Source organism: Eubacterium maltosivorans (genome assembly GCF_002441855.2).
GTDB classification, from domain to species: Bacteria; Bacillota; Clostridia; order Eubacteriales; family Eubacteriaceae; genus Eubacterium; species Eubacterium maltosivorans.
This window is the reverse complement of sequence record NZ_CP029487.1, coordinates 19,279-45,969: the sequence shown is the minus strand read 5'-3', so window position 1 is coordinate 45,969 and position 26,691 is coordinate 19,279. Positions and strand designations below refer to the sequence as shown.

The window sequence follows — 26,691 nt, the reverse complement described above, 5'->3', positions numbered from 1 at the left end:
ACGATCGTCTGTCCTTTTTTATTGAAGGTTTATTTCATATATTTGTCAATAATGTCATCCGCTAATTCTTCAAGAACGCCCATATCATAGAAGAACTGAAGTGCAGCATAGCGGTTACGCAGCTCCTTGGCGTACATTAAAATATCCTTGAATTCTTCCTTTGTTACATTGAACTCAGCCGGACTGGTAAGACCGTGGAGGGCTTTTAACAGCTCCGGCGCTTTCTGAGTATCTGCCACCACATTTTCCATCAGGCTGACCAGTTTCGCTTCATTATTCTGAATGCTGTCAATACGCTTTTCAACCACTTCAGGATCATTCTGGTGTACCTGCTGGTATAGCTTAATAACTTCATCTGAACCCAGACCAAAGGAACGTTTGATTTCTTTTTCCCAGGTATCGTAATCAAAGGTTTCTGCATGTGCGCGCGCTTTGTCATAATCGAAAGGCATGGTCAGGAATTTTGCATACATATCGCTGACAATGCAGGTTGCCATACCCACACAGGTACCGTGCAGCTGGCCGTATTCGCCCTTGAAGATGGACTTCATTTCCAGGAAGTGGGAGATATGATGCTCTGAGGCAGACGCAGGTCTGGAGAAACCGATATAGCTCATGGCAATCCCAATGAGTACCAGGGATTCCATCAGGTACTGAAGCGCGTCGGATTCTCTGTTCACGAGACCCGGTACAGTATCAACACATTTTTTAACAGAGTAGAGAACCAGCTCCCCAACTTCTGGACAGTAGTATTCGCCATTGATCAGCTCAGACATTTTCCAGTCGTTGATGGCTAAATATTTACCTAAAACATCACCTAAACCAGCTGCGATCATGACATCCGGCGCGGTGGCCAGAATATCGGTATCGCCGATGATGGCATTGGCACATTCTGCAGAATAGGTAATTTTAAGATTATTATGAACTAAAGGAGAAACGTTTGAGGCGTAGCCATCCATAGATGGTGCCGTCGCCACAATATAATACGGCAGTCCCGCGCCAAACGCGACATAACGGGTTAAGTCATTTAAAGAGCCTGAGCCAATGGCAATGATCAGCTTGGTATCAGCCGGTAAATGTTCCTTCATTTCTTCGGCGTATTTATCTTCTGCGTGCATGCTTTTATGCGGAAAGATATATTTTTCAACAGGATAGCCCGCTCCCGCCACCATGCTTTCAACGCGTTCTCCTGCCACTTCCCAGGTATTTACATCGGCCACGATAAAAATTTTATCGTTTTTGCTCAGGGTGCTGCCGTCTTTTAATTTCTGGGTTTCCATAATGCCTGGCAGTTTATCTAAAGCGTTTTTGCCGATGGCGATATTTTCGATGCTGGCAATATGTTTTTTCCCGCAGCTGCAATCAAATTCGTGGTTGATTAATTCGTTAATGGATAATTCTTTAAAACTCATGTTTTTCTCCTTTTGATTTTATAAACAGGTTAGATTCAGATACTTAATTTGTTTTTTAAGCTTGTTTTTAAAGGAACACAAAATCATGGATTTGGTTTCTCTGGTTCGCTACTTCTGGCCGTAATAGGCGTTTTCGCCGTGCTTGCGGTAAAAATGTTTGTTTAAAAGTGCATCCTGCATTGGGTATGCGCCGCCAGCCAGCTGCTCGGTGTAGAAGGCCATCATGGCCAGCTGGTCTAAAACGACCGCATTGTGGACAGCCTCGTGCGGGTCTTTCCCCCAGGTAAACGGGCCGTGGCTTTTAACCAGTACGGCTGGCATATAATCGGGATTGATGTCCATATCATTGAAGGTTTCAACAATAACCTTGCCAGTATTGAGCTCGTAGTCACCCTCAATTTCTGTATCGGTCATAACACGCGTGCAGGGAATCGGTCCATTGAAGTAATCAGCATGGGTTGTTCCGTAAGCATTAATATCTTTTCCCGCCTGAGCCCAAATGGTCGCCCACTGTGAGTGGGTGTGTACCACACCGCCGATATTTGAAAATTCACGGTAAAGCTCAAGATGTGTGTCGGTATCGGATGAAGGATTCAGGTCTCCTTCTACCACTTTACCATCTTCTAACGCGACAATGACCATATCTTCTGGCTTTAGCTTGTCGTATTCCACACCGGAGGGTTTAATGGCGATCAGACCTTTTTCCCGGTCAATACCGGATACATTACCCCAGGTAAAGGTAATGAGCTTATACTCCGGCAGCAGCATATTGGCTTCATAAACTTGCTGTTTCAGTTCTTCTAACATGGTTCCTCCCTAAATGATTAAAATTTTCTGTCGATCTTCAAATGTTCTTTTTGTTACTTTATGTTTTTATAATAGCACATTTATAACATTTCGTCAATTGTAAATTGATAAAATCCTCCAAAAAAAAACAAATCATTTGGGACAAAAAAAGTCATTCCCCTGTTTGAGGAATGACTTTTACTGACTATTTAGCTGCTTCTGCCTTGATGGCTTTCAGACGTTTCATTACGTCGTTTTCGCCGCGGCCGAAGTAATCGTGCAAGATGGCATATTCCGCAAACAGCTTGTCATATACTTTTGCGTTTTCTTCATTTGGTGTATAAAGAATATCTTTTTCATTGGCCAGAACCTGAGCAGCTTCAAATACAGAATCATAGCCGCCCTCAGCAGCGCCCGCTGCTACAGAAGCCATAACCGCAGCGCCAAGGGCCGGGCCATACTCGGAGCCCGCAATGCGGATCGTTCTTCTGGTAACATCGGCGTAGATCTGCATCATCATAGCATTCTTCATGGCAATGCCGCCAGTCGCGTACAGATTATTGACCGTTACACCGCATTTTTCAAAGTTTTCAATGATTTCTCTGGTACCATAAGCGGTTGCTTCGATTAATGCACGGTACATTTCCTCTGGTTTTGTCTGCAGTGTCATACCGAGCATCATACCCGTTAGGTCGTTGTCGAGGAGGACGGAGCGGTTGCCGTTCCACCAGTCAAGCGCGATAAGTCCACTTTCACCGACAGCCATTTTTTCAGCTTTTTCGGTTAAAATCTGGTGCAGGTTTAGACCGCGTGCTCTTGCTTCTTTAGCGTATTCTTCAGGAACGCAGTTATCAACAAACCATGCAAAATGATCCCCTACACAGCTCTGTCCGCCTTCGTATCCAAAATAACCTGGCAGAATACCATCTTCAACGACGCCAAAGACGCCGGGTACAATTTTTTCTTCTTTCGAGATCAGCATGTGGCAGGTGGATGTCCCCATGATCATGAGCATCTGGTCCGGACCAGCCTGTTTCATGGCACCCGGTACACCTGCATGGGCATCGACATTGGCAATGGCTACTGCCGTGCCAACCTTAAGGCCTGTCAACGCTGCGCCTTTTGTGTCAATTTCACCTGCTCTGCTGCCGATCGGTGAGATTGGGCAGTTTAATTTTTCTTCCACTACATTTTCAAGCTGTGGGTCGAGCGCTTTATAGAAATCCTTTGACGGATAACCGTCTACTTTGTGATATAAAGCCTTGTAGCCTGCCGCACAGGAGTTTCTGGTCTGTTTTCCGGTCAGCTGCCAGATTACCCAGTCGCCAGCTTCAATGTAATAGTCCATGTCTTCATATAATTCATGGTCTTCGACACAGATCTGCCACAGACGGGGTGTCATGGATTCAGACGATGCCTTGCCGCCATAGCGGGCCATGAAATCTTCTCCGCGCTGTTCTGCGATTTCAGTCAGTTTATTGGCATAGCTCTGAGCGCCGTGATGTTTCCACATCATAACATATGCCATTGGGTCGTTCTTATATTTGTCTAAGAAGCACATGGGTGTGCCGTCAGCTTTTACTGGCAAGACTGTACATGCCGTAAAGTCAACCCCTACGCCGATAACATCTGCCGGGTCTACTTGTGTGCGTGATAAAACTTCTGGAACAGCGTTCTTGAAAACATCCAGATAATCCTGCGGATGCTGGAGCGCGTAGTCCATTGGCAGTTTTGTGCCATCTGGCAACTCTCTGTCCATTACCGCATGCGGATAATTATAAAATGCCGAGCCAATTTCTTCCCCTGTTTTTACATTGACCACAACAGCTCTACCGGAGAGCGTACCGAAGTCGATACCGATTACATACTTTGCCATCTTTGTTATTCCTCCTCATGTTTTAAATGAACCTTTAACATGTTCGTTTGGATACTTTATGTTTGTATAATAGCACATTTCATAATAGAAGTCAACCGTTTACCTTTAATCTACTTGCAATTAATCCTAAAATGGTTTATTCTATAGATAAGTGACACAAAAGAGCACATAAAGGAGACATAAACGATGTTAAAAGAACAAAGAGAGGAACAAATTCTACAACTATTAGAACAACACGGCAGTGTGGAGGTTTCGCAGCTCTGTAATCTTTTTGGTGTAACAAAGATGACAATCCGCAGAGACCTTGATAAATTGGAAAATGAAGGGAAAATTTCCAGAACCCATGGCGGTGCTGTTTTAAACAATACAGATATTCTTTTGGAAAAACCTCTTTATGTGCGTTTAAACACAAATACCGAACATAAAGAGCGCATCGCCCGAAGAGCCGCCGCCATGATTACAGACGGCCAGAAAATTTTTCTGAGTTCTGGCACCACGGTCTTTACCCTGGCACGGCAGCTGGATAATTCCAGACGGCTGCTTATTGTGACAGACGGACTCAACACAGCCCTTGAGCTCAGCAAGCGTACAAATATTTCGATTATTATCATCGGTGGTGAGCTGCGCAGCAACACCCTGGCGACTACCGGCAGCTTCGCGGAGGGAATGATCCGGGAATTCAAGTTTGAAACAGCTTATATCGGTGTGACCAGCATTGGCACCGACGGTTCCCTGCATCACGGCAGTCTGGTGGAAATCGGTCTATACAAGGTTCTGGCGGAAATCTCAAAAAAGCTGGTGATTATGGCCGATTCCGATAAGCTTGGTAAGGATGATTTTGTCTGTGTCGGAAAATTAAAATCCGGGGACACATTGATCACAGACTCCGACGCAGACCCTGACATTGTAAAGCTATACCGAGATATGGGTGTAGAGATTATTTTGGCTTAATTTTCGTTTTCGCGAATTCGCAATTATGATATAATAGCATTAAGTTTAATTTTGTCAAAGGATGTGACGCCATGAATACGACCCTTACGCTCAACAAAGCAATACAGAACCTTTCTAAGGCCATTCAGATAAAAACAATTTCTAACCGGCCCGGACGCGCGCCGGATTATCAGCCTTTTGATGATTTTATTGTCTTTTTAAAGGAAGCCTACCCCATCTGCCACGAGCATCTTGAGCATACCCGTGTGAATAATTACGGGTTAGTTTACCGCCTGAAAGGTAAAAACCGTGAAGCCAGACCTCTGCTTTTTCTGGGGCATTACGATGTGGTCCCGACCGATCCGGGCAGCGAATCTAGATGGACTTACCCACCCTTCAGCGGCGCCGTTGCCGACGGTTATATCTGGGGGCGCGGCGCTTTAGACGATAAATTCCAGATCATTGCTCTTTTCGAGGCATTGGAACGCTTTATTACCATGGAGCAGCAGCCTGAGCGCGATGTTTATCTCGCTTTTGGATTTGACGAGGAAGTTGGCGGAAACCTCGGCGCCTCACGGATTGCTTCTTTTTTCAAGTCCCAGAACATTCAATTTGAGTGTGTGCTGGATGAGGGCGGCATGTGCATTGAAAATCTTTTTCCCCAGATCGACCGTCCAATGGCGACTGTCGGCGTCGGCGAAAAGGGACAGGCCAATTTAAAAGTTACCTTTTCACAGAAGGGGGGACACTCTGCCGTGCCCTCACCGGGCAGCGCCATTCATCAACTTTCAAGGCTTTTGGTCAGTATCGAGGATCATCCTATGCCGCCGCATCTTACCGAGCCGGTCAAGCAGCTGCTCAAAAAAGTCTCGCCGGATGTTCATGGCAGAAAGCGCCGTTTTTATGACCATATTGAGCTTTTAAAGCCTGCGCTCTACAAAGAACTCTCAAAGGTTCCCATGACCAATGCCATGATACGAAGCACCATTGCGCCGACCATTCTGCAGGGCAGCGATATGGCTAATGTGGTCCCAGGAGAGGCTTCCGCTATTTTAAACTGCCGTATGCTGCAGGGAGACAACGTAGAAGATATGATCCGGCATATCACTAAGCTCTGCGGTAAGAAAAAACCAGATTTTGAAATCTTGATGAATCATCCCCCTTCTGTTTTTTCGGAGACGGATACTCAGGCCTACAGACATCTGGAAGCCTGCATTTCTGTTATCTTCCCTGGCGCAGAAACGACTCCATCCATTTCGCTGGGCGGCACTGACGCGCGTAAGTATGATATAGTATCAAAAAATATCTATCGTTTTACCCCTGTGCAGGTCACTAAAAATGAACGCGACGCCATGCACAACGTCAATGAACGTATTTCCATTGAAAACCTGGGCCGAGCCATTACTTTTTACACCACGTTTATTCAAAATTATCAATAACGCTCAAAGACACAGTGGATTTTCCTCTTGTGTCTTTTTATTTTTCAAATTATATGAAAATTACTTGCGAGTTCCCTTTTACAGCGTTATCATAAGAACAGGCTTACATAATTAGGAGGAGAGAATGTATAAACGTAGCTATCGAAACACTGAAGACGCCATTTCAATTTTAGGTTTTGGCTGTATGCGCCTGCCAAAAATCAGCCCGGACAGACCGGAGATTGATGAAGCGGCCGCGCAGGCGCTTTTTGACTATGCTTTTGAACACGGCGTTAATTATTTTGACACAGCTTTCAACTATCATCAGCGGCTGTCTGAACCCTTTGTGGGCAAAGCTCTGAAAAAATATCCCCGGGATCAGTTTTATCTTGCCAGTAAGATGCCAGGTTTTCTGGTAAAAGAGGAAAAGGATGTCGATGAGATCTTTGAAAAGCAGTTAGAAAACTGCCAGGTAGATTATTTTGATTTTTACCTTTGCCATGCGATTTCGGATGAAAGCTTTAAGGTTTATGATGACTGTAACATTATGGAACATCTGCTGAAGCGCAGGGCTGACGGACAGATCCGCCATTTGGGCTTTTCCTTTCACGGCTCTCCGGAAAAGCTGGAGGAGCTGGTTGAACGTTATGACTGGGATTTTGTCCAGCTTCAGTTAAACTATGTGGACTGGAATGTTCAGAATGCCAAGCGCCAGTATGAAATTCTTGAAACACATGGTCTTCCATGTATTGTCATGGAGCCTTTGCGCGGCGGCACCCTGGCAGTCCTCTGTGATGAGGCGGCTGCTGTTCTTAAAGAGGCTGAACCAGATAAAAGCCTGGCTTCCTGGGGATTGCGCTATGCTGCCACTCTGCCAAATGTGCTCACTGTGCTCAGCGGCATGTCCGCCATGGACCAGGTCGCTGATAATATCTGTACCATGGAAAATTTTGAGCCCTTATCCGAATCCGAGATGGCGCTTGTCAACAAGGCCGGCGATATCTTCACAAAAACAAAGACCATTCCCTGCACCGGCTGCAGGTACTGCATGGACTGCCCCTCCGGCGTAGAGATTCCAGGACTCTTCAAGCTCTATAACGAGTATATGCTAGGCGAGGATAAAAATGATTTTGTCAACGGCTATAGAGCGCTGGGTTCAGAAAAACAAGAGTCGCAGTGTGTTTCCTGTGGCGAGTGCATTGAGCACTGTCCCCAGAGCATCGACGTCCCCGAGGCTTTGAAAAAAGTAACGGCGCTCGCAGAAAAACTTTTATAACGAACAAAAACCGTCCGAAGCTCTTAAAACAGAGCTCGGACGGTTTATTTTTATTCTTTTATACATTTCTCAATGATGTCGGTCAATTTGTTAAAATCAATAGGTTTAGAGACATAATCATTCATCCCTGCCGCCAGTGCCTTAGCCATGTCCTCCGCAAAGGCATTAGCTGTCAGCGCAATAATCGGTATGTTTTTTGCCTGTAAATGCACACTTTCCCGGATTTCACGTGTCGCGGCACAGCCATCCATCACTGGCATTTGCAGATCCATTAGGATAAGCTGGTAGGTGTAGGGCTCTGACTTTATAAAAAGATTAAGCGCTTCAGCTCCATTCTCAGCACATTCCACCAGGTATCCTTTTTCTTCCAGTATAGTCTGTGCAATTTCCATATTGAGCGGATTATCCTCCACCAACAGCACCTTTATTTTACCCGAGAAACCAGATGTTTGTTTTTGAACAGCGGGTTTTCTTACTGTTTCGGCCCGGGCAGCCGAGTGGCCTTCCTCTATTTTCAGATTTAGGGTGACTACAAATCGGCTGCCTTCTCCCTTTTTACTTTCAACCTGGATGTTTCCCTGCATGGCCGCCACTATTTTTTGCGAAATGGCCATTCCCAAACCAGTTCCTTGGATTCTCTGAACCTGTGGATCCTCAGCCCGTGAAAAGGGTACAAAAATATAATCCAGAAAGTCCTCATCCATACCAATACCATTGTCCTCAACGGTAAATACAAAGCTCCCATAGCCGGGTACTGTGGCAGATACCTCCTGCACTGTAAAAAAAATCTTTCCGTTGCTTGTAGTATATTTAATGGCGTTACTGATTAAATTTAACAGTACCTGTCGAATACGTCCAGCATCTCCCGTCAGCATATTGTGCTCCAGATCCTTTGTGATCACTGTAAACTCATGCTTTTTATCCACTGCGTCTGCCCGGATCATTGCACGTACATCCTCAACCACATCACTGAGGCAGAAAGGTTCCTCTGTCAGGGCAATTTTCCCCTTTTCGATCTTAGACATATCTAAAATCTCATTGATAAGCGCCAACAGATGTTTGCTTGATAAATTAATCTTTTCCAGACATTCCCTTACTTTTTGTGGGTTATCAATCTGACTGGACGCGATGGCGGACATCCCGATAATGGCGTTCATGGGCGTGCGGATATCATGGGACATTTGTGCCAAAAAGCTGCTTTTCGCCTCATTGGCGCTTTTGGCTGTTTCATAGGCGGCAAGAAGCGCCTTGCGGTTCTGCTCCTCCTGCTCCAGCTCTTCCAGCTTTTGTTCATTGATATTCATATTGGCAAAAATGACTTTGGTTACCTCTCCATCCCTTATTTCAGCAATGCTGAACCGCGATCGTACCCAGTAAAGGCCATCTGGATATCGTCTTCTGAAATCCACCTCATAAACTGGCTGCTCCAGTGAGAGCACATGTTTTAAAAAATCCGGACTCCCCGCACGGTACATCTTTTCCTGATCCCTTTTGTAAACATACTCCTTGACAAATTTTGAATAGTATGTATCCAGCCTGCCTTTTGGAAATTCATGGCGCTCCCTGATAAATTCTTCCTGCCAGATCGCCTCCTCCACGTTGTTTTCCAGATCAAACAGGTAGATGGAGTAATAACACTGGCATAAATTGGACAATATATTTTCCCTTCGTTGCGCCTCCTGTTTGTCATCAATGTTTCTCAGCATTAATATAATGCGCTCCTCATTATCCTGATCAATCCGGACAGCGTAATAATTATAATAATGCAGGGCTTCCCTTTCTTTATCCCAAAGCCTCAGGACCCCTTCAAGGTAGCCTTTTTTATCGTAGCTTTGAATGTCAAAGACGCTGTCAAAAGCTTTCTTATCCTCCAAAGGCATCAATTTAATGATCTGCCGATAAAAATCATGTGATTTTCCGTGTTTCGACAAATGGAGCAGCTCACCATAATAGTGGATACAATGATACTCGGCCCGCTCAAAATCAAGACAGATAACCATCTTATAAATCTGCGACACTGCAATCTGTGTGATGGTATCATCAATCCTTTTTTCCATTTCCACGTCCTGCTCGTCAAAAGCGATAATCGCCCACGGATACGCCGGCGAATACTCGGATGAAGGCATAATCTTGATTCGCCGCCACCTCCCCATCTGATTTCGGTAGAGAACCTCACTCTGCTTTTCACCGTCTCTGATGCGTTTGCAGATATTTTTTATTCCTGCTGTTTCTAAAAAGGCTTCCTGATACTGCGGCGCTACCTCCCCCACTGCATAGCTCTCTATAAATCTCTCATAATTGGAAAAATCCATTTGAAATTTCTGAAAAACTTCAGACATTTTTATGGCCTTATAGGTTTTATCCTCTAGATTACATAAAAAGATACCGGTATAGCTCTTACTGAGCGTTTGTATAATGGCGTCATATTCCCTTTTAAGCATTACTGTATTGGTGATGTTTTGGTGATAACCTCTAAGGCACATTCCCTTTTTGTAATTCCAGTCTCTGACACCCCCACAGCGCACATAAATTCTGCCCCATTTTGGGTGCTGCCAGGGATACTGCACCTCTGCCCTGTCATCCTGCGTGATTCTCTCCACCGCAGTCTGAACAATCGGATAGTAATCATCCTCAATACGGTCGTACCACCACTGATAGCACATTTCCGGAGTGGGCGCTTCTTCAAAACCCAGCAGGTCCAGCATTGAACTGTCCGCATACATTCTGGGTTTTCTGTCTTCCTCCAGTTCAATGACCCATAGCCCCGTTTGAGCCTCATGCAGTACTTCCTGCATTTTAGTTATATCCTTAAAATGATCCAGCATATCCTCATCCCCTTCTTTTATAAGCCTCATCCTTCATAGACTGCGTTATATAAAATCCATTATACTATAAAACCAGATAAAAAAAGCAGGGCGGGGCCCTGCTTTTTATTTTTTAATTTCTAACAGCTTCTGTTTCAGTTCACTTTCAATTTTCTGCATTTCAACCTCAGCGGCCTGGCGTTTTTCTCGTCCTTCAGCCTGGATTCGCAGGACTTCATCAAAAGTGGAAATCAGCGATTCATTTGTATGCTTCAGAGTTTCGATATCTACAATACCGCGCTCAGATTCTTTGGCGGTTTCAATGGTTGCCATTTTAAGGGTGTCGGCATTTTTCTTGAGGAGCTCGTTGGTCATATCGGTAACCTGTCTCTGAGCTTCCGCTGCCTGCCCTGAGTGGACAACTCCCAGTGCCAGTACCATCTGGCTCTTCCACAGCGGAATGGTATTCACGAGTGAAGACTGAATTTTTTCTGCCATCAGAATATCATTATTCTGAACCAGACGAATCTGCGGCGCCATCTGCAATGAGATCATACGAGTAAGCTCAAGGTCATGAATTTTCTTTTCAAAGCGATTGCACATGGCGGCCAAATCGTTGGCTGCCTGGGCGTCCTCCGGTAAACCACTGAGCTTAGATTTTTCTACCAGTGCCGGCAGTTCTTCGTTTTGAGTTTTGGCCAGCTTTTTCTTGCCAGCCAGAATATACATAGAAAGCTCTTTAAAATAGGTTTTATTAACCTCGTACATTTTATCCAGCATGGCTACATCCTTCATAAGCTGGATCTGATGACCTTCCAGAATTTCCGATATTTTATTAACATTTGTTTCTGCTGTTGCGTATTTTGCACGCATAGCTGTTATCTTATTGGCACTTTTTTTAAAGAAACCAAAGAATCCTTTTTCTTCCTCCTGAACATCAAAGCTTTTAAGCTCTGTGACCATATTGGTAAGCATATTGCCAATTTCACCAAGATCTTTACTCTTGACACTGTCCAGCGCTGTTTCTGAAAAATCCGCAATTTTTTTCTGTGCGCCTGCTCCATACTGCATGATCATATTAGAATTGGTAAGCTCGATCTGCTGTGAAAAATTTTCCACCATCTGACGTTCTTCTGGCGTCAGCGTATTTTCATTAAAAGCTGCATCCTCTACAGCCATTTCTTTTACCGTCTCTGGCATCGGCTCCTTTACTTCCTCGAAGGGGTCAAAAGTCAGGGTCGGCGTAACGGTTTCAAAATCTTTTATTTCATCACTCATTTTACTTTCCTCCAGTGTTAAAGTCTTTTTCTGTCAGGCCTTCCTGGGCCAGCATGGTTTCAAGCACTGTAATATCTGTAGAGATATCCATCGCCTTGTCCTGATAAAAACTGTCAAGCAGATTTTCAAAGGCATAATTGATGGTGTCCAGTGTCTCCTCGATCTCATGCTTCGCGCTCCGGATATTCTCTCCCTGGATGGGCTCCGCGTCCATTTCACGGTAGGCGTTAACCAGCTTCAGGGTCGTTGGCAGATAATAGCCCATAAATTTGCGGGTTTCGGGAAGCTCATCTGTATGGTTTTCAACATACTCGAAAATTTTGCAGAGTATGATTTCCAGGCGGTCAAGCTTCTGTGAGATCACTTCCCCTGAAATGGCCTCATTAGCCTCTCGGATCTGTTCGATACTTTCCTTGCCTTCTTCTATGAGCAGACGCGTTTCCTTGAGAATCGGATTTTGGGCTTCCATTCTCTGCTGCCGCTCTACCTCTTCTCTTAAACGGCGCTCCTCACGCTCGCGCAGACGGACGCCTTCCTCGTATTTTTCATAAGCGTCGTAGGCTTCATCACTTAGCAGAAGATAGGTTTTTTCCTCATTAATCCGCCCCTCAGGGAACATACCAGAACGAATCATTTTCAATAAATCCTTCACGACAAACTTATCATTTTTTCCAACGCTGGATGCAAGCTGTTTTACTGAGATATAGGCCTGCCCGTTAAGGGTGCGAACATACTCATAAAACCGCTTTACCCGGCCTCTGGATTTTGTTCCTGTAACAGCTAGGATGATACATACGATCAGCAGAGGGATCAGCACCCCCATAGATACACCCATTGCAATAAGACTGCCGGATATACCGACTGCAATTCCCACAGCCGCCAATACAAAGGCGCTGAATCCTATTCCAAAGTATCCCAGCACCATCATAATGATACTGGATATTTTACCAGCCGGCGACTTTGCCACCGGTGCGCGCAGCGGCCGCTCTACCACCTGCGCCTCTGTTACTGTTTCTTCTTCATCATCAATCCTGGCACTTGTTTCATACCATACGGCTTTTCCTCTCTGCACGCCTTTTTTTACTTCTTCCAGGGCGCTGTTCACCGTATTGCTTATATTTTTGTTGAGCTGTTTAAAATCCGTTGAGTTTATGGCTTCTTTCACAATGGATTTAATTTCCTCGCCAAGATTGGAGTAATCATTCTTTGACACTTTTTTCCTCCATAATATTCATGCTGTAGAACAATTATATCCTATTACACTTAAAATAACAATTTGAAATTGTTAAAACAGGCAGTTCGCAAGGTTTTATTAAACAAAAATACAGCCGTCAGAGGCTAGAGCAGCTTTCTGACGGCTGTATTTTATCGGATTACCTGGTTATGGATATCCTGCATTCTCACATCTGTTTCTGCAATAGTATCAGCGCACTCTTTCAGCTCACGGGCGACAGACTCGGGGATGTTGGCAGAATCCACTGCCTTATACCGGAGCTGATGTTCCAGGCTGGCCCAGAAATCCATAGCGATGGTCCGGATCTGTACCTCTACCTTAACCATCTCCTTATGGTCCGAAAAGAACACCGGTACCTTTAAAATTAAATGCAGACTACGGTAACCATTTGGCTTTGGTTTTTTAATATAATCTGTAACGCGGACAAGCTCAATATCGTCCTGCGCTTTCAAAAGATTTTTAACAGCGTAGATATCCTCAATATACGGGCAAATGATACGAATCCCTGCGATATCATCCAGATTTTCTCTGGCGGACTCAACGCACAGGTCAAAGCCCTTGCGATCCAGCTTTTCAACAATGCTCTTGGGTGATTTTACTCTGGACTGAATGGTATGGATCGGGTTGCGCTCATGGGTTGACTGAAACTCGTCGTTCAAAATCTCAAGCTTGGTGCGCACCTCCTTAATCGCCGCTGTATAGGTGTTCTCCAAATCATATAATTCCTTGATTAAGGCCTGCGCTACCTCGTAAGGATCTGTGGTATCGTTTCCAACGAATACCTCCGCGCCAACCTTTTTAAGTATATCCACCATGGGTGTCTTATCGGTTATTTTTGTATTTAGCATACTATCTCTCCTGTTGTGACTATAAAGCAAACTCAATAACAAACTCTATTTTAATATGTTTCGCTTAATTTTTTATAAAATAAATTAAAAAAGCAGACGCTTTTTTCGCATCTGCTTTTATTTTACCATTCTTTTGAGAAGGCTTCAACCTCTAAACAGGCATTATTCATGATCTCCTGTGTTTTATCCGGCTGTTCCTCCATACCTTGGGCATAAATCACAGAGACATCCTTAATCCCACACAGGCCAAGGATTCCCTTAAGCCAGTCCACGCCATAACAGTGCATAACAGGATTATCGGTATTACAAGTACCGCCGCTGGCCATCAGAATCAGAGTTTTTTTATTTTTCAGCAGGCCGACCGGCCCTTTTTCCGTATAACGAAAGCTCCTGCCCGCGCGCATAACCGCCAGCGAGTAGCTGATCATCTTCGGCGGAACGATTAAATTCCAATGCGGCAGCGCAAAAACAGTTTTGTCCGCCGCCATAAATTCTTCACAAAGGGTGTCTATTTCTGTATAGGCGCCATTATCTGAGTCAGACTGCCCGTTAAAGTAGGCAATAAGCTCTTCGTCAATCTCTGGAAGCTCCAGACGGCTGAGATCAATGCACTTAAGCTGATCCTCTGGATGTACCTCCTGATAATTTTTCATAAAAACACCTGCCAGCTGACAGCTGACAGAATTCTCAGCCAGAGGGCTGGCTGTTACAACTAGTATTTTCTTCATTTTTACCTATACCCTATTCTGTGGATTGCCCTCAAGCCAGCAGCGAATATTATCAAATACAATGACTGCTCGCTTATACAGGGACTCTTTTGTAGCATATGCCACGTGTGGTGTAAGAACTGTGTTCGGTGCGCTTAAAAGCGGATGGTCCTTTGGCAGCGGCGGTTCTCCTTCATAAACATCAATGCCGGCGCCGGCCACTTTACCTTCTTTTAGTGCGTCAGCCAGTGCCTCATTGTCAATAACTCCGCCTCTCGATGTATTGATTATAATGGCTTCAGGCTTCATAAGCGCCAGCATATCCCGGCTGATCAGTCCCTGTGTTTCTGGACTTACAGGAATATGAAGCGTTACAATATCGCTCTGCTTGAGGAGCTCCTCTAAATCCATATACTTGATACCCATTTCTAGACCTTCTGAGCGAACAGTCCGGCTGTAGGCTAAAAGCTCACAGCCAAAAGCTTTTCCAATTTCTGCCACTTTCAGACCAATGGCGCCAGTTCCTACGATTCCCAGCTTTTTACCACAGAGCTCATGGCCGATCAGTCCGCCAATGGTGCCGCCATTGCGGGTTTCATGGTCACAGGTCACAATATAGCGGTAGACATCAATCATAAGACCAAAGGCCAGCTCGGCCACCGCATTGGTCGAATAGCCCGCCGCATTGCACAGGATAATGCCTCTTTCCTTACAGGCGGCAACATCTACATGGTCAACCCCTGTAAAGGCAATATCCACCAGCTTCAGATTTTTGCAGGCGTCAATAACCTCTTTTCCAAAAGGCTGGTTGGCCAGTACGACAACATCGGCGTCTTTTACCCGCTCAATCAGCTTTTCTGTGTCGGTTTCCCGGTTTTCATAAGCAATAAACTCGTGCCCGTCTGCACGAAGCAGCATGCTCAAGGTCTGCAGTGCATCCTCTGTAATGCCGAGGGGTTCCATTATTACAATTTTCATCGCTCGTTGCCTCCGAATCCTAATTTAATCCTAATAAGCTTATTATAATACAAACCCGCATGCTTTTTAAGGATAAATTTATACCAATCACCAAAATTCTTTGTAACCTTAACGGCAAAAAAGATAATTATTCGTCTTCTTCGGTCATTATTCGTATTTGATCGTAGCTGTAGCCTCTGCTCATCAGATTACGGGTAACTCGCTGCTTCAGTTCTCGGCCTGTATAACCTTTGTTTTCCTGCATTCTGCGGTATTTTTCATAAAAACGTCTGAGTTCGGTCATCTGTTTTTCAAGAAGTGCCTCGGCCTCTTCCTCAGTCAGGTTTTCAGTTTCATCCTCTGGCAGGTTAGCCTCGATCACCTCGCGGATAACCTCACCCGGAAATCCCTTTCTCTGCAAAAAGGTATAGATTTTACCTTTGCGTTTCCTGTAGCTTTCCCGGCTGTACTGACGGGCCGCTTTTTCATACTGTTTCTCGCAGCATATCCGTTCCTGCTCCGGCGTATAAAGCTCCTCTAAGCTGGCGATCAACTCGTGAGGAATCCCACGTTTTTTCAGGTCATAACGCATTTTAATCCTGCCCCAGAAATTGAAATGAATATTGTTATAGCAATAATTCTTTACATAAGCGGTATCGTTAATAAAGGCATACTGTATAAGCTTTGCCATAACCTCTGCAATCACACGCTCACTGTACTCTTTTTTTTCCAGATAGTCGACCATTTCCTTTTCAGTCCGATTTTTAAAAGAAATGTAATTCAGACTCTGGTCATAGGCTTTCTGAACTGTCTTAGGATCACTCATAGGGTTTCCTTTCCACTAAAAAAACTGCCGGCTAATCCCAGCAGTTTTATTTTAACAAATTTTAAACATAAGCGCCAGACGAAACAGGGATATAATCCTGAATAAGCTGGGCAACACCGCCAATCTTCACTTCAAAATGAAGATGGTTAGCCGTTGAAGATCCGGTAGAACCGGTTCCTCCAATATATTCACCTTGGCCGACAGTCTGTCCAACACTGACATCAATGCTGCTCAGGTGGCCGTACAATGTCGAGTAGCCGCCTTCATGCTGAATTTCAATACAGTTTCCATAGCCGCCAAAGCTTGACGCGCGCGTTACTGTTCCAGCCGCTGATGCATAAACCGGGGTGCCGTAGCTGTTCAAAATATCCACAGCGCAGCCATTGGAGTGATTGCTTGATCCGCCGCCCGGGCGTCCTATTTCACCCACAAGGCCGCTGGTCGGGATCAGAAACTGTCCGCTGCCGCTGATGGAGCCTCTGGATACAGGCGCAGCTGCCGCTTCCTTTGTTCCCACACGTTTAACTGCCTTGACTGGCTCCTTGGTAGTATTTTCTGATTTAACTTCTTTACCGACCTCCTGGCCGTTTTCATAGGTAAAAACAGCATCGATATCCTTCTGGCCGTTTTCCCCTTTCTGTATTTCTTCCTCTTCGCCAGTCATCAGCTCATCGGTAGGCTGTTCTTCTGTCTCAAAGGGGATTTCTTCCTGATACTGCTTTTCGACAATGGTAACCACTGTCAGTACAGGCGACTTCTGAGTTGTATTCAGGACGTCACCTTCCTTTAAAGCATTCAGATCCTTATCAGCGTTCATGGCTGCTAGACGGTCAACAGTTGTTCCACGGTTGGCCGCAATAAGATTTCCATCAGTTTCCCCCGGCTGAACGGTGGTCTGAGCTGTAATCTCGTTTCCTTCTTTCAGGTATGACATCGTAACATCATAATTTTTTGCATCAGGCACTTCCACATTTTGCTCATCAATCGTGACATTTTGCTTAAGCTCAGAGCTTAAAACGGTCGCACCCTCTACCTGGGCGTACTGCTTTTTAAAATCATTCAGCGCCTTTTCTGCTGTCTCCTTAGAGTCGGTCTGGATGGCTGCCTTTCCATCAATCATGATGGCTGCCCCCTTGAGCTTAACATCGACTCCGGCATTATAAATGGTCTCGGCACACTGGTCCACATCGAGCTTTTCTCCCATTGTACGGGCAGGCTTAAGCTTGATATCATCTGCAATAATAACATTATCATTGCCATATTCCTTTGAAAGCTTTTGCTGCAGCTCTCCGAGAGCGTTATCAAAGGTACTCTGATCTTTGACATATCCAATGCTTTGTCCATTATACAACACCTCGTAAGCTGTTGTCTGGACATGGGCAATTCCCGTTCCGACACAGACCATAAAGGCTGTTACCACAATGGCAGACGCTCTGGCAGTAAAAATCCGCTTTCCAATTTTATCGTTAAATTTGTCCAGCCTTGCGTTAATTTTTTCTTCAACAGAACTCAGCTTATCTCCAAATTTTGAGGTTTTCAATTTATATTTTCTCCTTAAATTAGCGCTAAAACATGTTGACAATTGAATTTTAACATAAACGTAAACTTTTCTCAAGATTTTTGTAACTTTTTCGTTACAAAAAGGATGAATCTTTAAGATTTTTGTTTTTTAGTCCCATCACGCAATCGCTTATGCTATAATAGAATACAAAATACAATTTACTATTGAGGTGAACAAAATATGACAACTGAAAGCTCTGATAATATAAATCGTGTGATTGCGTCAGATATCTTTAGTACACTTTCCTTTTACCGCCCCGTTCTGGAGCACCCGATCCTCAAGGATTTTCTGATTCTTTCAAAAGCCTATGAATCCGGCTTAAAGGGCGCCGAATATCGAAAGGAATATCTGGACACATACTATCATTTGAAATCTCTGATGCTGGGCTATTCTTTTAATAAAAGCGAGGACACCAATTACGCTAAAACTCCCTGGAAGGATTTTCTGATCACCCAGATCGTCGGGAATGAGAATCCTCTGACGCTTTTATTCGAAAGAGGTCCCGTTACTAAGCAGCACCCCTTTGCCAAAAGCATGTACCATGAATTTGAAATTTTCATGAAGCTCTATCACTTTGACTGGGATACCTTTTTAAAGGAAACAAATCTTGACGACACCAATATCTTTTCTGCCCATATCTTTTTCCCGGTTCCTCCCTGTGATGAAATCGATCTGGCCTTTTCTACTGAGAACATCGATAAAGCCTTTACCGCCACCAACGAATACATCAACCATCACGGTCTTGGAATTTTTGAAATTAATGTCAGCTTTAAAATTGTGGACGGTGGACGCCTTTCCCCTATTACCAACCAAAAATATAAGCCTATGGATTCCCTTGTCGGCTATGATATGCAAAAAAAGGAACTCATTGCCAATACTGCCTCCTTTATAAACAATTACACTGGTCTGAACGTACTGCTTCAAGGAGATATGGGTACCGGAAAATCCACGATGGTCAAAGCCCTGCTGGATACCTTTAAGGATACCAAGCTTAAAATGGTTGAAATAAAAAAAGACCAGCTGGAATATATCCCCTCGGTCATCGAATATGTAAAAAAACGGCCTTACCCGTTCATTCTTTTTATCGATGATCTCTCCTTTGACGAGGACGATGCAGACTATAAGATTTTCAAAAATGTCATGGAGGGCTCTCTCGAGGAAAACCCGCAGAATGTGCTGATTTATGCCACCTCCAACAAACGCCATCTTGTAACTGAAACCATGTCCGAACGCGATAACGCGGTTCATACCAAGGATGTCATGGAAGAAAAGCTCTCACTTTCTAGCCGTTTTGGTCTGGTGCTCACCTTTGAGGTTCCTAATCAGAAAGGCTATCTCTCCATGGTTTTGGAACTCGCAAAGGAGGCCGGTATTAATATGCCCGCCGCAAGAATCGAGTCTCTGGCCATCCAATGGGAGCTGCGGCATCTTAACCGTTCCGGACGTACGGCTGAGCAGTTTATCGACTATTTAAAAATCAATTCCTTTACGGAAGACTAGCCATTAAAAAACCGCTGCAGGCACCCTGCAGCGGTTTTTGTATATTTCCAATGACCGATAAATTTTATCAACCATTTTTTTCAAAAAAATAAAAAACATTGACAGCACTGCGTGATCAATGTTATACTAGTGTTTGCGTTCAAATTATTTATCTATATTAATTTTATAATTATATCACATATCGGTTATTTTGTCAATAGGCAAGGAGGATATTTATGAAGAATTTTCAGATTACACTGCTGAATTCTGGTACTCTAGACATTGTTGAAAAAGAAAATGCCATTCTCTGTACCAATGATAACGCCGCTAAATACGGCCTTTCCCTCACTCCTGACGAAGCCCATAGGCTGACCATGTATAATGCCGGCGAACTCAAAAGCCATGGACGTATAGAAATTGGCCAGGGCATACTGCCAAAAATCATCCGCGCGGTCTGCCACTCTCAAAGTCTCTGGCCAGAAAACTATATCCAAACCCTTGAAGAATTGGTCGAAGCCTTCTATATTATCAAAGAGGACACTCTGGACCGTATCAGCGACGACTGCATCATCGAGCATCTGGCAGATGCTCTGGACCGCGGATTGACAAATGCCGAAGATATCCTGATGGATCGACAAATTAACGCACTTTGCAGAAGCAAATTACACAAACAGGAGATTTAAAATGAAACAAATGGAGCCCGTTAACACACTGAAAGTCAAAAATTTAGACCCTGCCGAGTACACAAAAACATTGTTATATGAGGGGGTGCGCATTGGAATGATCAACAAGAACAATCTCGAAACTTTTCAAAAGCATCTCAGCGCACTGCTTACCCGCCAGATCAGCCATTACACCCAGGGGGGAAGCTCTGTCAAGACAGAAATCGCAGGTATGCTGACCGATGGCATTTTTTACTGTATCGACACCATCTTATCACAATATGAAAATCCCGAAGATGCCATCGAAAAACTTCAAACCTCAACCCTTCCAAGTCTTTTTACCGAAGGGCTGACCCAGATTAAACAGGAAATTAATCAGTCGAAACTACTCTATACTCGCCTGAAAGGAAACCGACTAAAGGTTGACGTCTATGCCTACAACACCACCATTGACGATATACCTTTATTTTTCAAAGAGTACGATCCAGAATTCAAGGCAACCGAAACGCCCGGTATGCTGGAATACCTTCCCTCCTACTATCAAAAAAGCCTTTCCGGCATCCATTATATGAAAGAAATTATCAATAATCTCTATCTCGAAAACCACTTTTGTAATCAGTTCGATCAGGACGAGATTATTACGCTTTTGAACCGGTTTGCCGCCAATGTCGGTTATCCCAGCCGGGATCTTACTGAAAATATTTTTGGTCTGGTACTCAATAACGCTGTAGCCCGCAGGCTCCTGGACGATAACAATGCGTCAATCCTTATAACAGAGCGGGAAGCCCTGTCGCTGGCAGAACAATTTGAAGGACAACCCCGAAAAAAATGTAAAGAGGCTGTCAGTCAGGCAATTTCTGCCATCATTGTTGAAAAAGGCCTGCGCTGGCCTTCCCTTAAAACCTATTTAGGCAAATGTCAGGATAAAACCATCGCTGGATTATACCGTTCTGTCAAGCAGGAGACCATTTGCTCCTTCCTAGCTGTCCGCTAGGTTCCGCTTAAATGTTTTTTCTGCCCATATTCGCCAAGGCGCTCAGGCTGGTGCTCAACCGTATGAGACCAATAACGTTTTGGCATATGCGTCATCTGGCATTTCGGGTTAAAACGCTGCTTAATACCGATCGTATTGTAAAAGCGCTGCCACAGCTGCTGAAAAAGAAGCTCCTCTTCATCAGCCTCCGGCAGCGTAAAATCCTCAACCGGCACAAGCATCCACTCATAAGGGTGATAGATAAGGGCTGAGTGGTGGACCTCGTCATAGATCATAAACGTTTCTCCGTTATACCGATCGCTGAAATGCTCTGCTAAAAGAGGAAGCACCCAGTTTTTAGGTGCGATTACTGAGACGAGGGTTTTATTATACTCACTAAACCGGATAAAGCCCCGAAGAAGATGGGCTTCGTTTTTAAGGTGCTTGACCGCTCTGTAAAGCTCATGAACATCCGGATCAGCCAGACAGTCGATAATACCGCCCCCCACACGGTAACCTTTTCGGATAAAACGATACATTAACATTTCCTTTTTAGGATGACAGGTCAGAAATCCACACTTAATAAAGTCAGTCACTTCTGGAGACATTTTAATATCAAAGGAACGGAAAACCCTGTCGGCGTGTCTGCGGTTTGTTTCAATCTCCTTAATGGGATAGAGAAAAAACTGCTTAAAGGTATCTGGCACAATATCGACAGGGGTTTCTTTTTTTATATAGCTTTCAAAAATACAGCACAGAAACCCCTCAAAGCTACCATCATAGAGATAAACCTGCTTCATTGTGTCAGACATTTTAAAACCTCCCTATGCAGCACAGGCGACTGATCTTTATCAAAGAAGGACAGCTGCTCATATTTCCGTTCAATTAAATCGCGTTGTCCCTGCTCTGAAATCAGCGCTCTCAACACGCCGTCCGGCGTTACCTTAAGCCCTTCAACCATTTTTCCGCTGCACAAAATAAAATACTGAGCCCGCTTCAAGACCACACCGATTTTACGCAGTCCCTCAAAATCCAGCCTCCCCATCCGCCGTGCCTGAATAATACGCGTGGTGCTTTTAACCCCAATACCCGGCACCCTTAGAAGCATTTCTCTGGAGGCAGTATTCACCTCAATGGGAAACTGATCCAGATGCGCCAGCGCCCAGCTGCACTTTGGATCAACCAGTGGGTTAAAATTCGGATGCTCGGCATCCAGCAGCTCAGCCGCGTGAAAGCCATAAAACCGGAGCAGCCAATCCGCCTGGTACAGCCGGTGCTCTCGCAAAAGCGGCGGTTTAGTGTCGAGGGCCGGCAGTAGTTTATTTTCTGACACAGGCACATAAGCAGAAAAAAACACGCGTTTAAGCGAATATTTCTGATAAAGGCCTTCTGTCAGGTTTAATATTTTGTAGTCTGTGTCCGGGGTTGCACCGATGATCATCTGTGTGCTCTGGCCGGCCGGGACAAATTTGGGGGTATGGCGGTATTTGACCACATCATAGCTGTTTTCTTCGATTTTATCTGTAATCATCCCCATGGGCTTAAAAATGGAGGTCTTTGTTTTATCCGGCGCCAGTCGTTTAAGGCCCTCCTCAGACGGAAGCTCAATGTTAATGCTCATCCGGTCCGCCAGATAGCCCAGCTGTGTCAAAAGCCTTGGATCGGCCCCTGGTATGGCTTTTACATGAATGTAGCCGTTAAAATTGTATTCATCCCCTCTCAAAAGCGCCAGGGTTTCAATCATTCTTTCACAGGTATAATCAGGATTTTTTATGACCGAAGAACTGAGAAAAAGGCCTTCGATATAATTTCGCCGGTAAAAGCCAATGGTCAGATCTGCCAGCTCCCTTGGGGTAAATGCAGCGCGCTCAACATCCTGAGAAACCCTGTTCACACAGTACTTGCAGTCATAGACACATACATTTGTCATCAGCACCTTCAGAAGAGAAATGCAGCGGCCATCCGTTGCAAAGCTATGGCAGATGCCATCCGCCACCGTATTTCCCAAGGCACCCTTCTTTCCATTCCGTTTTACCCCACTGGAGGTACAGGCTACGTCAAATTTTGCAGCATCGGTTAGAATTTTCAATTTGTCCAACAGTTCCATTTTAAGCCCTCATCCCTTCAAATATCCGTTCTTTCTTTAAATTAGTATAAAACATCAGATCGAATTAGTCAACAGAAAAAGAACAAATTTTCTATTTAATTCTGATATCTGTTATGCTATAATAAGTCATCATGAAAGGAGTGTCCTTATGCGCTTACAACCACCGGCTTTTCCCGATCCCCTAAAGCCTTATAATGACCTGCTCACAATTATTTATGAATGTATTGATGAGGATGAGGATATCGAAAGCTTTAAATTCAGCGATACTGGTCTTGAAGCTTTCCGCCAGTCAAAGCTTGAATTTCACCACTGCCAGTTTAAGAACTGTCAGTTTCTATCTTCTGGCCTGACCCATACTTTTTTTGCCGACGTTATTTTTACCGGCTGTGATCTATCGAATCTTAACCTCAGTGATTCCACCTTCCACCGCGTCGTCTTCAAAAACTGCAAACTGCTGGGCACCGATTTTAACGCCTGTATTTTGGAAGAATGCCACTTTACGGAATGCCTTGGAAATTTCATGAATTTTTCCACCAGTAAAACCAAGCACGTCCTGTTTGAGAACTGCCCCCTCCAAAATGTCAGCTTCCAGGACTGTAAATTGAAAACCACCCAGTTTCAGCAGTGCGACCTCACTGAAGCTGATTTTCTCCATACGCCTTTAAAGGGTATAGATTTCACGAGCGATACCCTGAGCCGGATCACGGTTTCCGGCAGCCAGGAGCTGCGAGGCGCTGTTGTAAATCTTTTTCAGGCCGCTGAGCTTTCAAGGCTTCTGGGGGTTGTCATCAAGGAATAAAGAAAGGTAAAAAAGCTACCGGGTTTTGCCGGCAGCTTTTTTAGCTTTACAGCTCAATGACAATTTTCTTATGCTTAACTTCATAGGCCTCGTAGGTGACCCCAACCATATCGAACATTCTTTTGGAGGCAATGACCGCGTCGGTATCTGCGTATTTATCCTCCATATAAATAACTTTTTGAATTCCCGACTGAATGATGGCTTTGGCGCATTCATTACAGGGAAAAAGGGTTGCGTAAAGGGTCGCTCCTTTCAGAGAACGACCGCCGTTATTCAAAATAGCGTTAAATTCAGCATGACAGACGTAAAGATATTTTGTCTCAAGGGGCTCGCCTTCCCGCTCCCAGGGCATCTCGTCATCATGACAGCCTGTGGGCATTCCATTATAGCCCATGGTTAAAATTTTGTTGTCCGGGCTTACAATACAGGCTCCTACCTGTGTTCCAGGGTCCTTGCTTCTTTTGGCTGCCAGCAGGGCGATCCCCATGAAGTATTCATCCCAGGACAAATAATCTTCTCTTTTCATTCTCTTTCCTCCTCATCCTGTCCTTTATAAATTTGCTTGCACAGCGCACAGCCTGTCGGCGTTGCGGCCATGCCCCCAAGGGCTGTCTCCCGTAGCTCTGGCGGCAGCCGTCTTCCGACCTGCAGCATGGCGCTGACTGCCTCGTCAAAGGGAACAAGGCTTTCCACGCCGCTCAATGCGATCTCTGCGCTGATAATGGCATTGGAAGCCCCGATGGCGTTCCGCTTCTGACACGGCGCTTCCACCAATCCTGCAATGGGGTCACAAACCAGTCCCAGCAGATTTGAAAGAGCGTTTGCGGCGGCACCCAGGCACATCTGCGGGGTTCCGCCAAAGAGCTCGGTCAGCGCGCTGGCCGCCATGGCGCTGGCGGCACCGACCTCGGCCTGACAGCCGCCTTCTGCTCCAGCAACGGTTGCGTTCCGTGAAATAATATAGCCGATAGCCCCCGCGTTGAATAATGCTTTTTCCATCTCGGTATCCCTAAAGCCGTGTTCCTCCTGAACGGCCATGAGAACTCCAGGCAGTACGCCGGAGGAGCCAGCAGTAGGCGCCGCAACGATCAGCCCCATGGAGGCGTTCACTTCAAGCACGCCCATGGCATAGGCGATGGCTTTAGCGGTCAGAGGACCACTGATGCTTTTGCCTGCCTGGCGGCGCGCGTTAAGCTTCCGAGCCTCACCGCCGATAAGTCCGCCGACAGAGGTCAGCTCTTCCTCAAGGGAGGTTCTGACCGCGTCCTTCATAATTTCCCAGGCGTGATGCATCCGGGCTTCTGTTTCTTCAGGCGTGTTTTCCAGATAGGTCGTTTCTCTTCTGAACATGGCCTCTGAAATCGGACACTGATGGCGGTGACAGCTTTTTAACAGGGTACTTCCATTTGTAAAATTCATCGCTTTCCTCCTACAGCTCGATGCGCGTAGCGCTGAAAATATTCTCGGACGCCTCGATGGCTGCGATGACCTCGCCCGTGATCTCTTCGTCGGTTTCGATAATTGTATAAGCGATTTCGCCTTTCTTTTCTCGATAGAGCTTGGTAAAAGCGATATTGATCTGGCAGTCGCTCAGGCATCGGGTGATATGGGCCAGCACGCCGGGCTTATCCCTCTGCTTGACCAGAATAGTGTTATATTCGCCGGAAAGGGCAATCTCGACACCGTTGATTTCCCGGATCACTGCGGCTCCGCCGCCTACGGACTCTCCGACGACAACAGTGGTCTGTCCCTCTATATCGGTGATAGTAATGGCTACAGTATTGGGATGGATATCCTTTTTCTCGGTATTAGCAATAAAACGGTATTCAAGCCCTGCTTTTCTGGCATACTCAAAGGAATCCCGAATACGGTAGTCCTCGGTGCCAAAGCCTAAAATTCCAGCCACCAGGGCCTTGTCTGTGCCATGTCCGCGGTAGGTCCTGGCAAAAGAACCATAGAGCACAAAATCTACCTTTCGGATGGTCTCCTTGACCATTTTGCGGGCCAGAAGTGCGATTCTTAAAGCTCCTGCGGTATGGGAGCTGGAAGGCCCGATCATATTTGGCCCGATAATATCAAATACGGATAGTTCTTTCAATAGTTTCCCCTTTAACTTTTACATGTTTTTCCAAATAAGTTTACTCTTTATTTTAATGGATTCTATACTTTTTATCAAGCCGCAGCTTCTGCGCATTTTTGTGAATCGGAACATTTTGTTCTGGCAGGTCTGTTTTTTGAGCCTTCACACTTTCCGGCAATGGTGCCGGAGGGCTGCTCTGATCTTTTTCCAATATATTTTTTATATCGGTCAAAAGGTCAATTTCCGTCACTGCATCCTGCTGATCTTGATTCTGATCTTTGCGGCTGATCTTCCGAATGGCTTTTGTCACAATATAAATGGACAGCGCTATAATAAAAAAATCAATGACATTCTGCAAAAAATCCCCATAAGAGATCACAAGCTCTGGCCGGATAATTTTATCGCCCTCAAGGGTTGCCGGATGCAGCACCAGTTTCAGCGTCTTAAAATCAATGCCTGCTGTCAGATAGCCAAAAAAGGGCATGAGAATATCGCTGACTACCGAGGATACTACCTTATTAAAAGAGTTACCAATGACCACGCCGATGGCCAGGCTAAGGATATTTCCCTTAAACGCAAATTTTTTAAAATCATCAAACACAAAGCTGCCTCCCTTCATCTTATATTTATTACCCCTTTTTCAAAAAATAAAAAAAGAAAGCCTGAGCTTTCCGAGCG

The 26,691-nt window shown here is 45.1% G+C and carries 24 protein-coding genes; 7 read left to right on the top strand and 17 right to left on the bottom strand.

Annotation, left to right across the window (positions count from 1 at the left end):
* Positions 1–29: 29 nt before the first annotated feature.
* From CPZ25_RS00290 to CPZ25_RS00280, 3 genes are all read right to left on the bottom strand, one after another.
* Complete coding sequence (locus tag CPZ25_RS00290; RefSeq protein WP_074618229.1) at positions 30–1,412, bottom strand: sn-glycerol-1-phosphate dehydrogenase; 1,383 nt, start codon at positions 1,410–1,412, stop codon at positions 30–32.
* Positions 1,413–1,520: 108 nt separating this feature from the next.
* On the bottom strand, positions 1,521–2,219 hold the full coding sequence (araD, locus tag CPZ25_RS00285) for an L-ribulose-5-phosphate 4-epimerase (protein WP_058695166.1): 699 nt from the start codon (positions 2,217–2,219) through the stop codon (positions 1,521–1,523).
* Between the two features lie 184 nt (positions 2,220–2,403).
* On the bottom strand, positions 2,404–4,074 hold the full coding sequence (locus CPZ25_RS00280; protein ID WP_096919305.1) for a ribulokinase: 1,671 nt from the start codon (positions 4,072–4,074) through the stop codon (positions 2,404–2,406).
* A gap of 186 nt (positions 4,075–4,260) precedes the next feature.
* On the opposite strand from CPZ25_RS00280, the gene CPZ25_RS00275 reads away from it, so the two are divergent.
* The 3 genes from CPZ25_RS00275 (at position 4,261) to CPZ25_RS00265 (ending at position 7,698) form a co-directional block, all read left to right on the top strand.
* Complete coding sequence (locus CPZ25_RS00275) at positions 4,261–5,025, top strand: DeoR/GlpR family DNA-binding transcription regulator (RefSeq protein ID WP_074618234.1); 765 nt, start codon at positions 4,261–4,263, stop codon at positions 5,023–5,025.
* A 71-nt stretch (positions 5,026–5,096) separates the two neighbouring features.
* A complete protein-coding gene (locus CPZ25_RS00270) occupies positions 5,097–6,443 on the top strand; it encodes a M20/M25/M40 family metallo-hydrolase (protein WP_074618228.1) in 1,347 nt (448 codons plus the stop codon).
* A 124-nt stretch (positions 6,444–6,567) separates the two neighbouring features.
* Positions 6,568–7,698 (top strand): aldo/keto reductase, encoded by a 1,131-nt coding sequence (locus CPZ25_RS00265; RefSeq protein ID WP_058695170.1) that lies wholly within the window; start codon positions 6,568–6,570, stop codon positions 7,696–7,698.
* A gap of 50 nt (positions 7,699–7,748) precedes the next feature.
* Here the strand turns inward: CPZ25_RS00265 and CPZ25_RS00260 are convergent, their stop codons facing one another.
* From CPZ25_RS00260 to CPZ25_RS00225, 8 genes are all read right to left on the bottom strand, one after another.
* Entirely contained in the window at positions 7,749–10,523 is a 2,775-nt protein-coding gene (locus CPZ25_RS00260; protein ID WP_096919304.1) for a response regulator, read from the bottom strand.
* A gap of 105 nt (positions 10,524–10,628) precedes the next feature.
* A complete protein-coding gene (locus CPZ25_RS00255) occupies positions 10,629–11,780 on the bottom strand; it encodes a toxic anion resistance protein (RefSeq protein WP_058695172.1) in 1,152 nt (383 codons plus the stop codon).
* Between the two features lies 1 nt (position 11,781).
* On the bottom strand, positions 11,782–12,993 hold the full coding sequence (locus CPZ25_RS00250) for a 5-bromo-4-chloroindolyl phosphate hydrolysis family protein (protein ID WP_058695173.1): 1,212 nt from the start codon (positions 12,991–12,993) through the stop codon (positions 11,782–11,784).
* Between the two features lie 152 nt (positions 12,994–13,145).
* Positions 13,146–13,862, bottom strand: coding sequence for a GTP pyrophosphokinase (locus CPZ25_RS00245; RefSeq protein WP_083337185.1), 717 nt, complete (start codon positions 13,860–13,862; stop codon positions 13,146–13,148).
* 122 nt (positions 13,863–13,984) lie between these two features.
* Positions 13,985–14,590: an FMN-dependent NADH-azoreductase gene (locus CPZ25_RS00240; RefSeq protein WP_096919303.1), complete on the bottom strand. Its 606-nt coding sequence runs from the start codon at positions 14,588–14,590 to the stop codon at positions 13,985–13,987.
* 6 nt (positions 14,591–14,596) lie between these two features.
* The gene (locus CPZ25_RS00235) at positions 14,597–15,547 is read right to left on the bottom strand and encodes a 2-hydroxyacid dehydrogenase (protein ID WP_074618223.1); all 951 of its coding nucleotides are present in this window, start codon (positions 15,545–15,547) and stop codon (positions 14,597–14,599) included.
* 127 nt (positions 15,548–15,674) lie between these two features.
* On the bottom strand, positions 15,675–16,352 hold the full coding sequence (locus CPZ25_RS00230) for a RecX family transcriptional regulator (protein ID WP_058695176.1): 678 nt from the start codon (positions 16,350–16,352) through the stop codon (positions 15,675–15,677).
* Positions 16,353–16,413: 61 nt separating this feature from the next.
* Positions 16,414–17,892, bottom strand: a complete 1,479-nt coding sequence (locus CPZ25_RS00225) for a M23 family metallopeptidase (protein ID WP_074618222.1) — start codon at positions 17,890–17,892, stop codon at positions 16,414–16,416.
* A 201-nt stretch (positions 17,893–18,093) separates the two neighbouring features.
* Here CPZ25_RS00225 and CPZ25_RS00220 point away from each other — a divergent pair, with 201 nt between their 5' ends.
* The 3 genes from CPZ25_RS00220 (at position 18,094) to CPZ25_RS00210 (ending at position 21,048) form a co-directional block, all read left to right on the top strand.
* Positions 18,094–19,413: an ATP-binding protein gene (locus CPZ25_RS00220; RefSeq protein WP_074618221.1), complete on the top strand. Its 1,320-nt coding sequence runs from the start codon at positions 18,094–18,096 to the stop codon at positions 19,411–19,413.
* 215 nt (positions 19,414–19,628) lie between these two features.
* Positions 19,629–20,075, top strand: coding sequence for a DUF6323 family protein (locus CPZ25_RS00215; protein WP_074618220.1), 447 nt, complete (start codon positions 19,629–19,631; stop codon positions 20,073–20,075).
* 1 nt (position 20,076) lies between these two features.
* On the top strand, positions 20,077–21,048 hold the full coding sequence (locus CPZ25_RS00210) for a DUF6179 domain-containing protein (protein WP_096919302.1): 972 nt from the start codon (positions 20,077–20,079) through the stop codon (positions 21,046–21,048).
* On the opposite strand, the gene CPZ25_RS00205 is transcribed toward CPZ25_RS00210, so the two are convergent.
* Both CPZ25_RS00205 and CPZ25_RS00200 read right to left on the bottom strand, forming a co-directional pair.
* Positions 21,045–21,839 carry a TIGR03915 family putative DNA repair protein gene (locus tag CPZ25_RS00205; protein ID WP_058695181.1) on the bottom strand — a complete coding sequence of 265 codons (795 nt, stop codon included), beginning with the start codon at positions 21,837–21,839 and terminating at the stop codon, positions 21,045–21,047. The two genes, CPZ25_RS00210 and CPZ25_RS00205, sit on opposite strands and share 4 nt — an antisense overlap.
* On the bottom strand, positions 21,824–23,134 hold the full coding sequence (locus CPZ25_RS00200) for a putative DNA modification/repair radical SAM protein (RefSeq protein WP_096919301.1): 1,311 nt from the start codon (positions 23,132–23,134) through the stop codon (positions 21,824–21,826). Before CPZ25_RS00200 ends, CPZ25_RS00205 begins: the two co-directional genes overlap by 16 nt.
* Positions 23,135–23,282: 148 nt before the next feature.
* On the opposite strand from CPZ25_RS00200, the gene CPZ25_RS00195 reads away from it, so the two are divergent.
* Complete coding sequence (locus tag CPZ25_RS00195; RefSeq protein ID WP_096919300.1) at positions 23,283–23,933, top strand: pentapeptide repeat-containing protein; 651 nt, start codon at positions 23,283–23,285, stop codon at positions 23,931–23,933.
* A gap of 46 nt (positions 23,934–23,979) precedes the next feature.
* Here CPZ25_RS00195 and CPZ25_RS00190 read toward each other — a convergent pair whose 3' ends face one another.
* From CPZ25_RS00190 to mscL, 4 genes are read right to left on the bottom strand one after another with little or no spacing between them, the layout of a single operon-like run.
* Positions 23,980–24,459 (bottom strand): deoxycytidylate deaminase, encoded by a 480-nt coding sequence (locus CPZ25_RS00190; RefSeq protein WP_096919299.1) that lies wholly within the window; start codon positions 24,457–24,459, stop codon positions 23,980–23,982.
* Entirely contained in the window at positions 24,456–25,352 is an 897-nt protein-coding gene (gene sdaAA / locus CPZ25_RS00185) for an L-serine ammonia-lyase, iron-sulfur-dependent, subunit alpha (RefSeq protein ID WP_096919298.1), read from the bottom strand. Before sdaAA ends, CPZ25_RS00190 begins: the two co-directional genes overlap by 4 nt.
* Positions 25,353–25,362: 10 nt before the next feature.
* Entirely contained in the window at positions 25,363–26,031 is a 669-nt protein-coding gene (gene sdaAB, locus CPZ25_RS00180; RefSeq protein WP_096919297.1) for an L-serine ammonia-lyase, iron-sulfur-dependent subunit beta, read from the bottom strand.
* Positions 26,032–26,083: 52 nt separating this feature from the next.
* Complete coding sequence (gene mscL / locus CPZ25_RS00175) at positions 26,084–26,614, bottom strand: large conductance mechanosensitive channel protein MscL (protein ID WP_243129327.1); 531 nt, start codon at positions 26,612–26,614, stop codon at positions 26,084–26,086.
* Between the last annotated feature and the right edge of the window lie 77 nt (positions 26,615–26,691).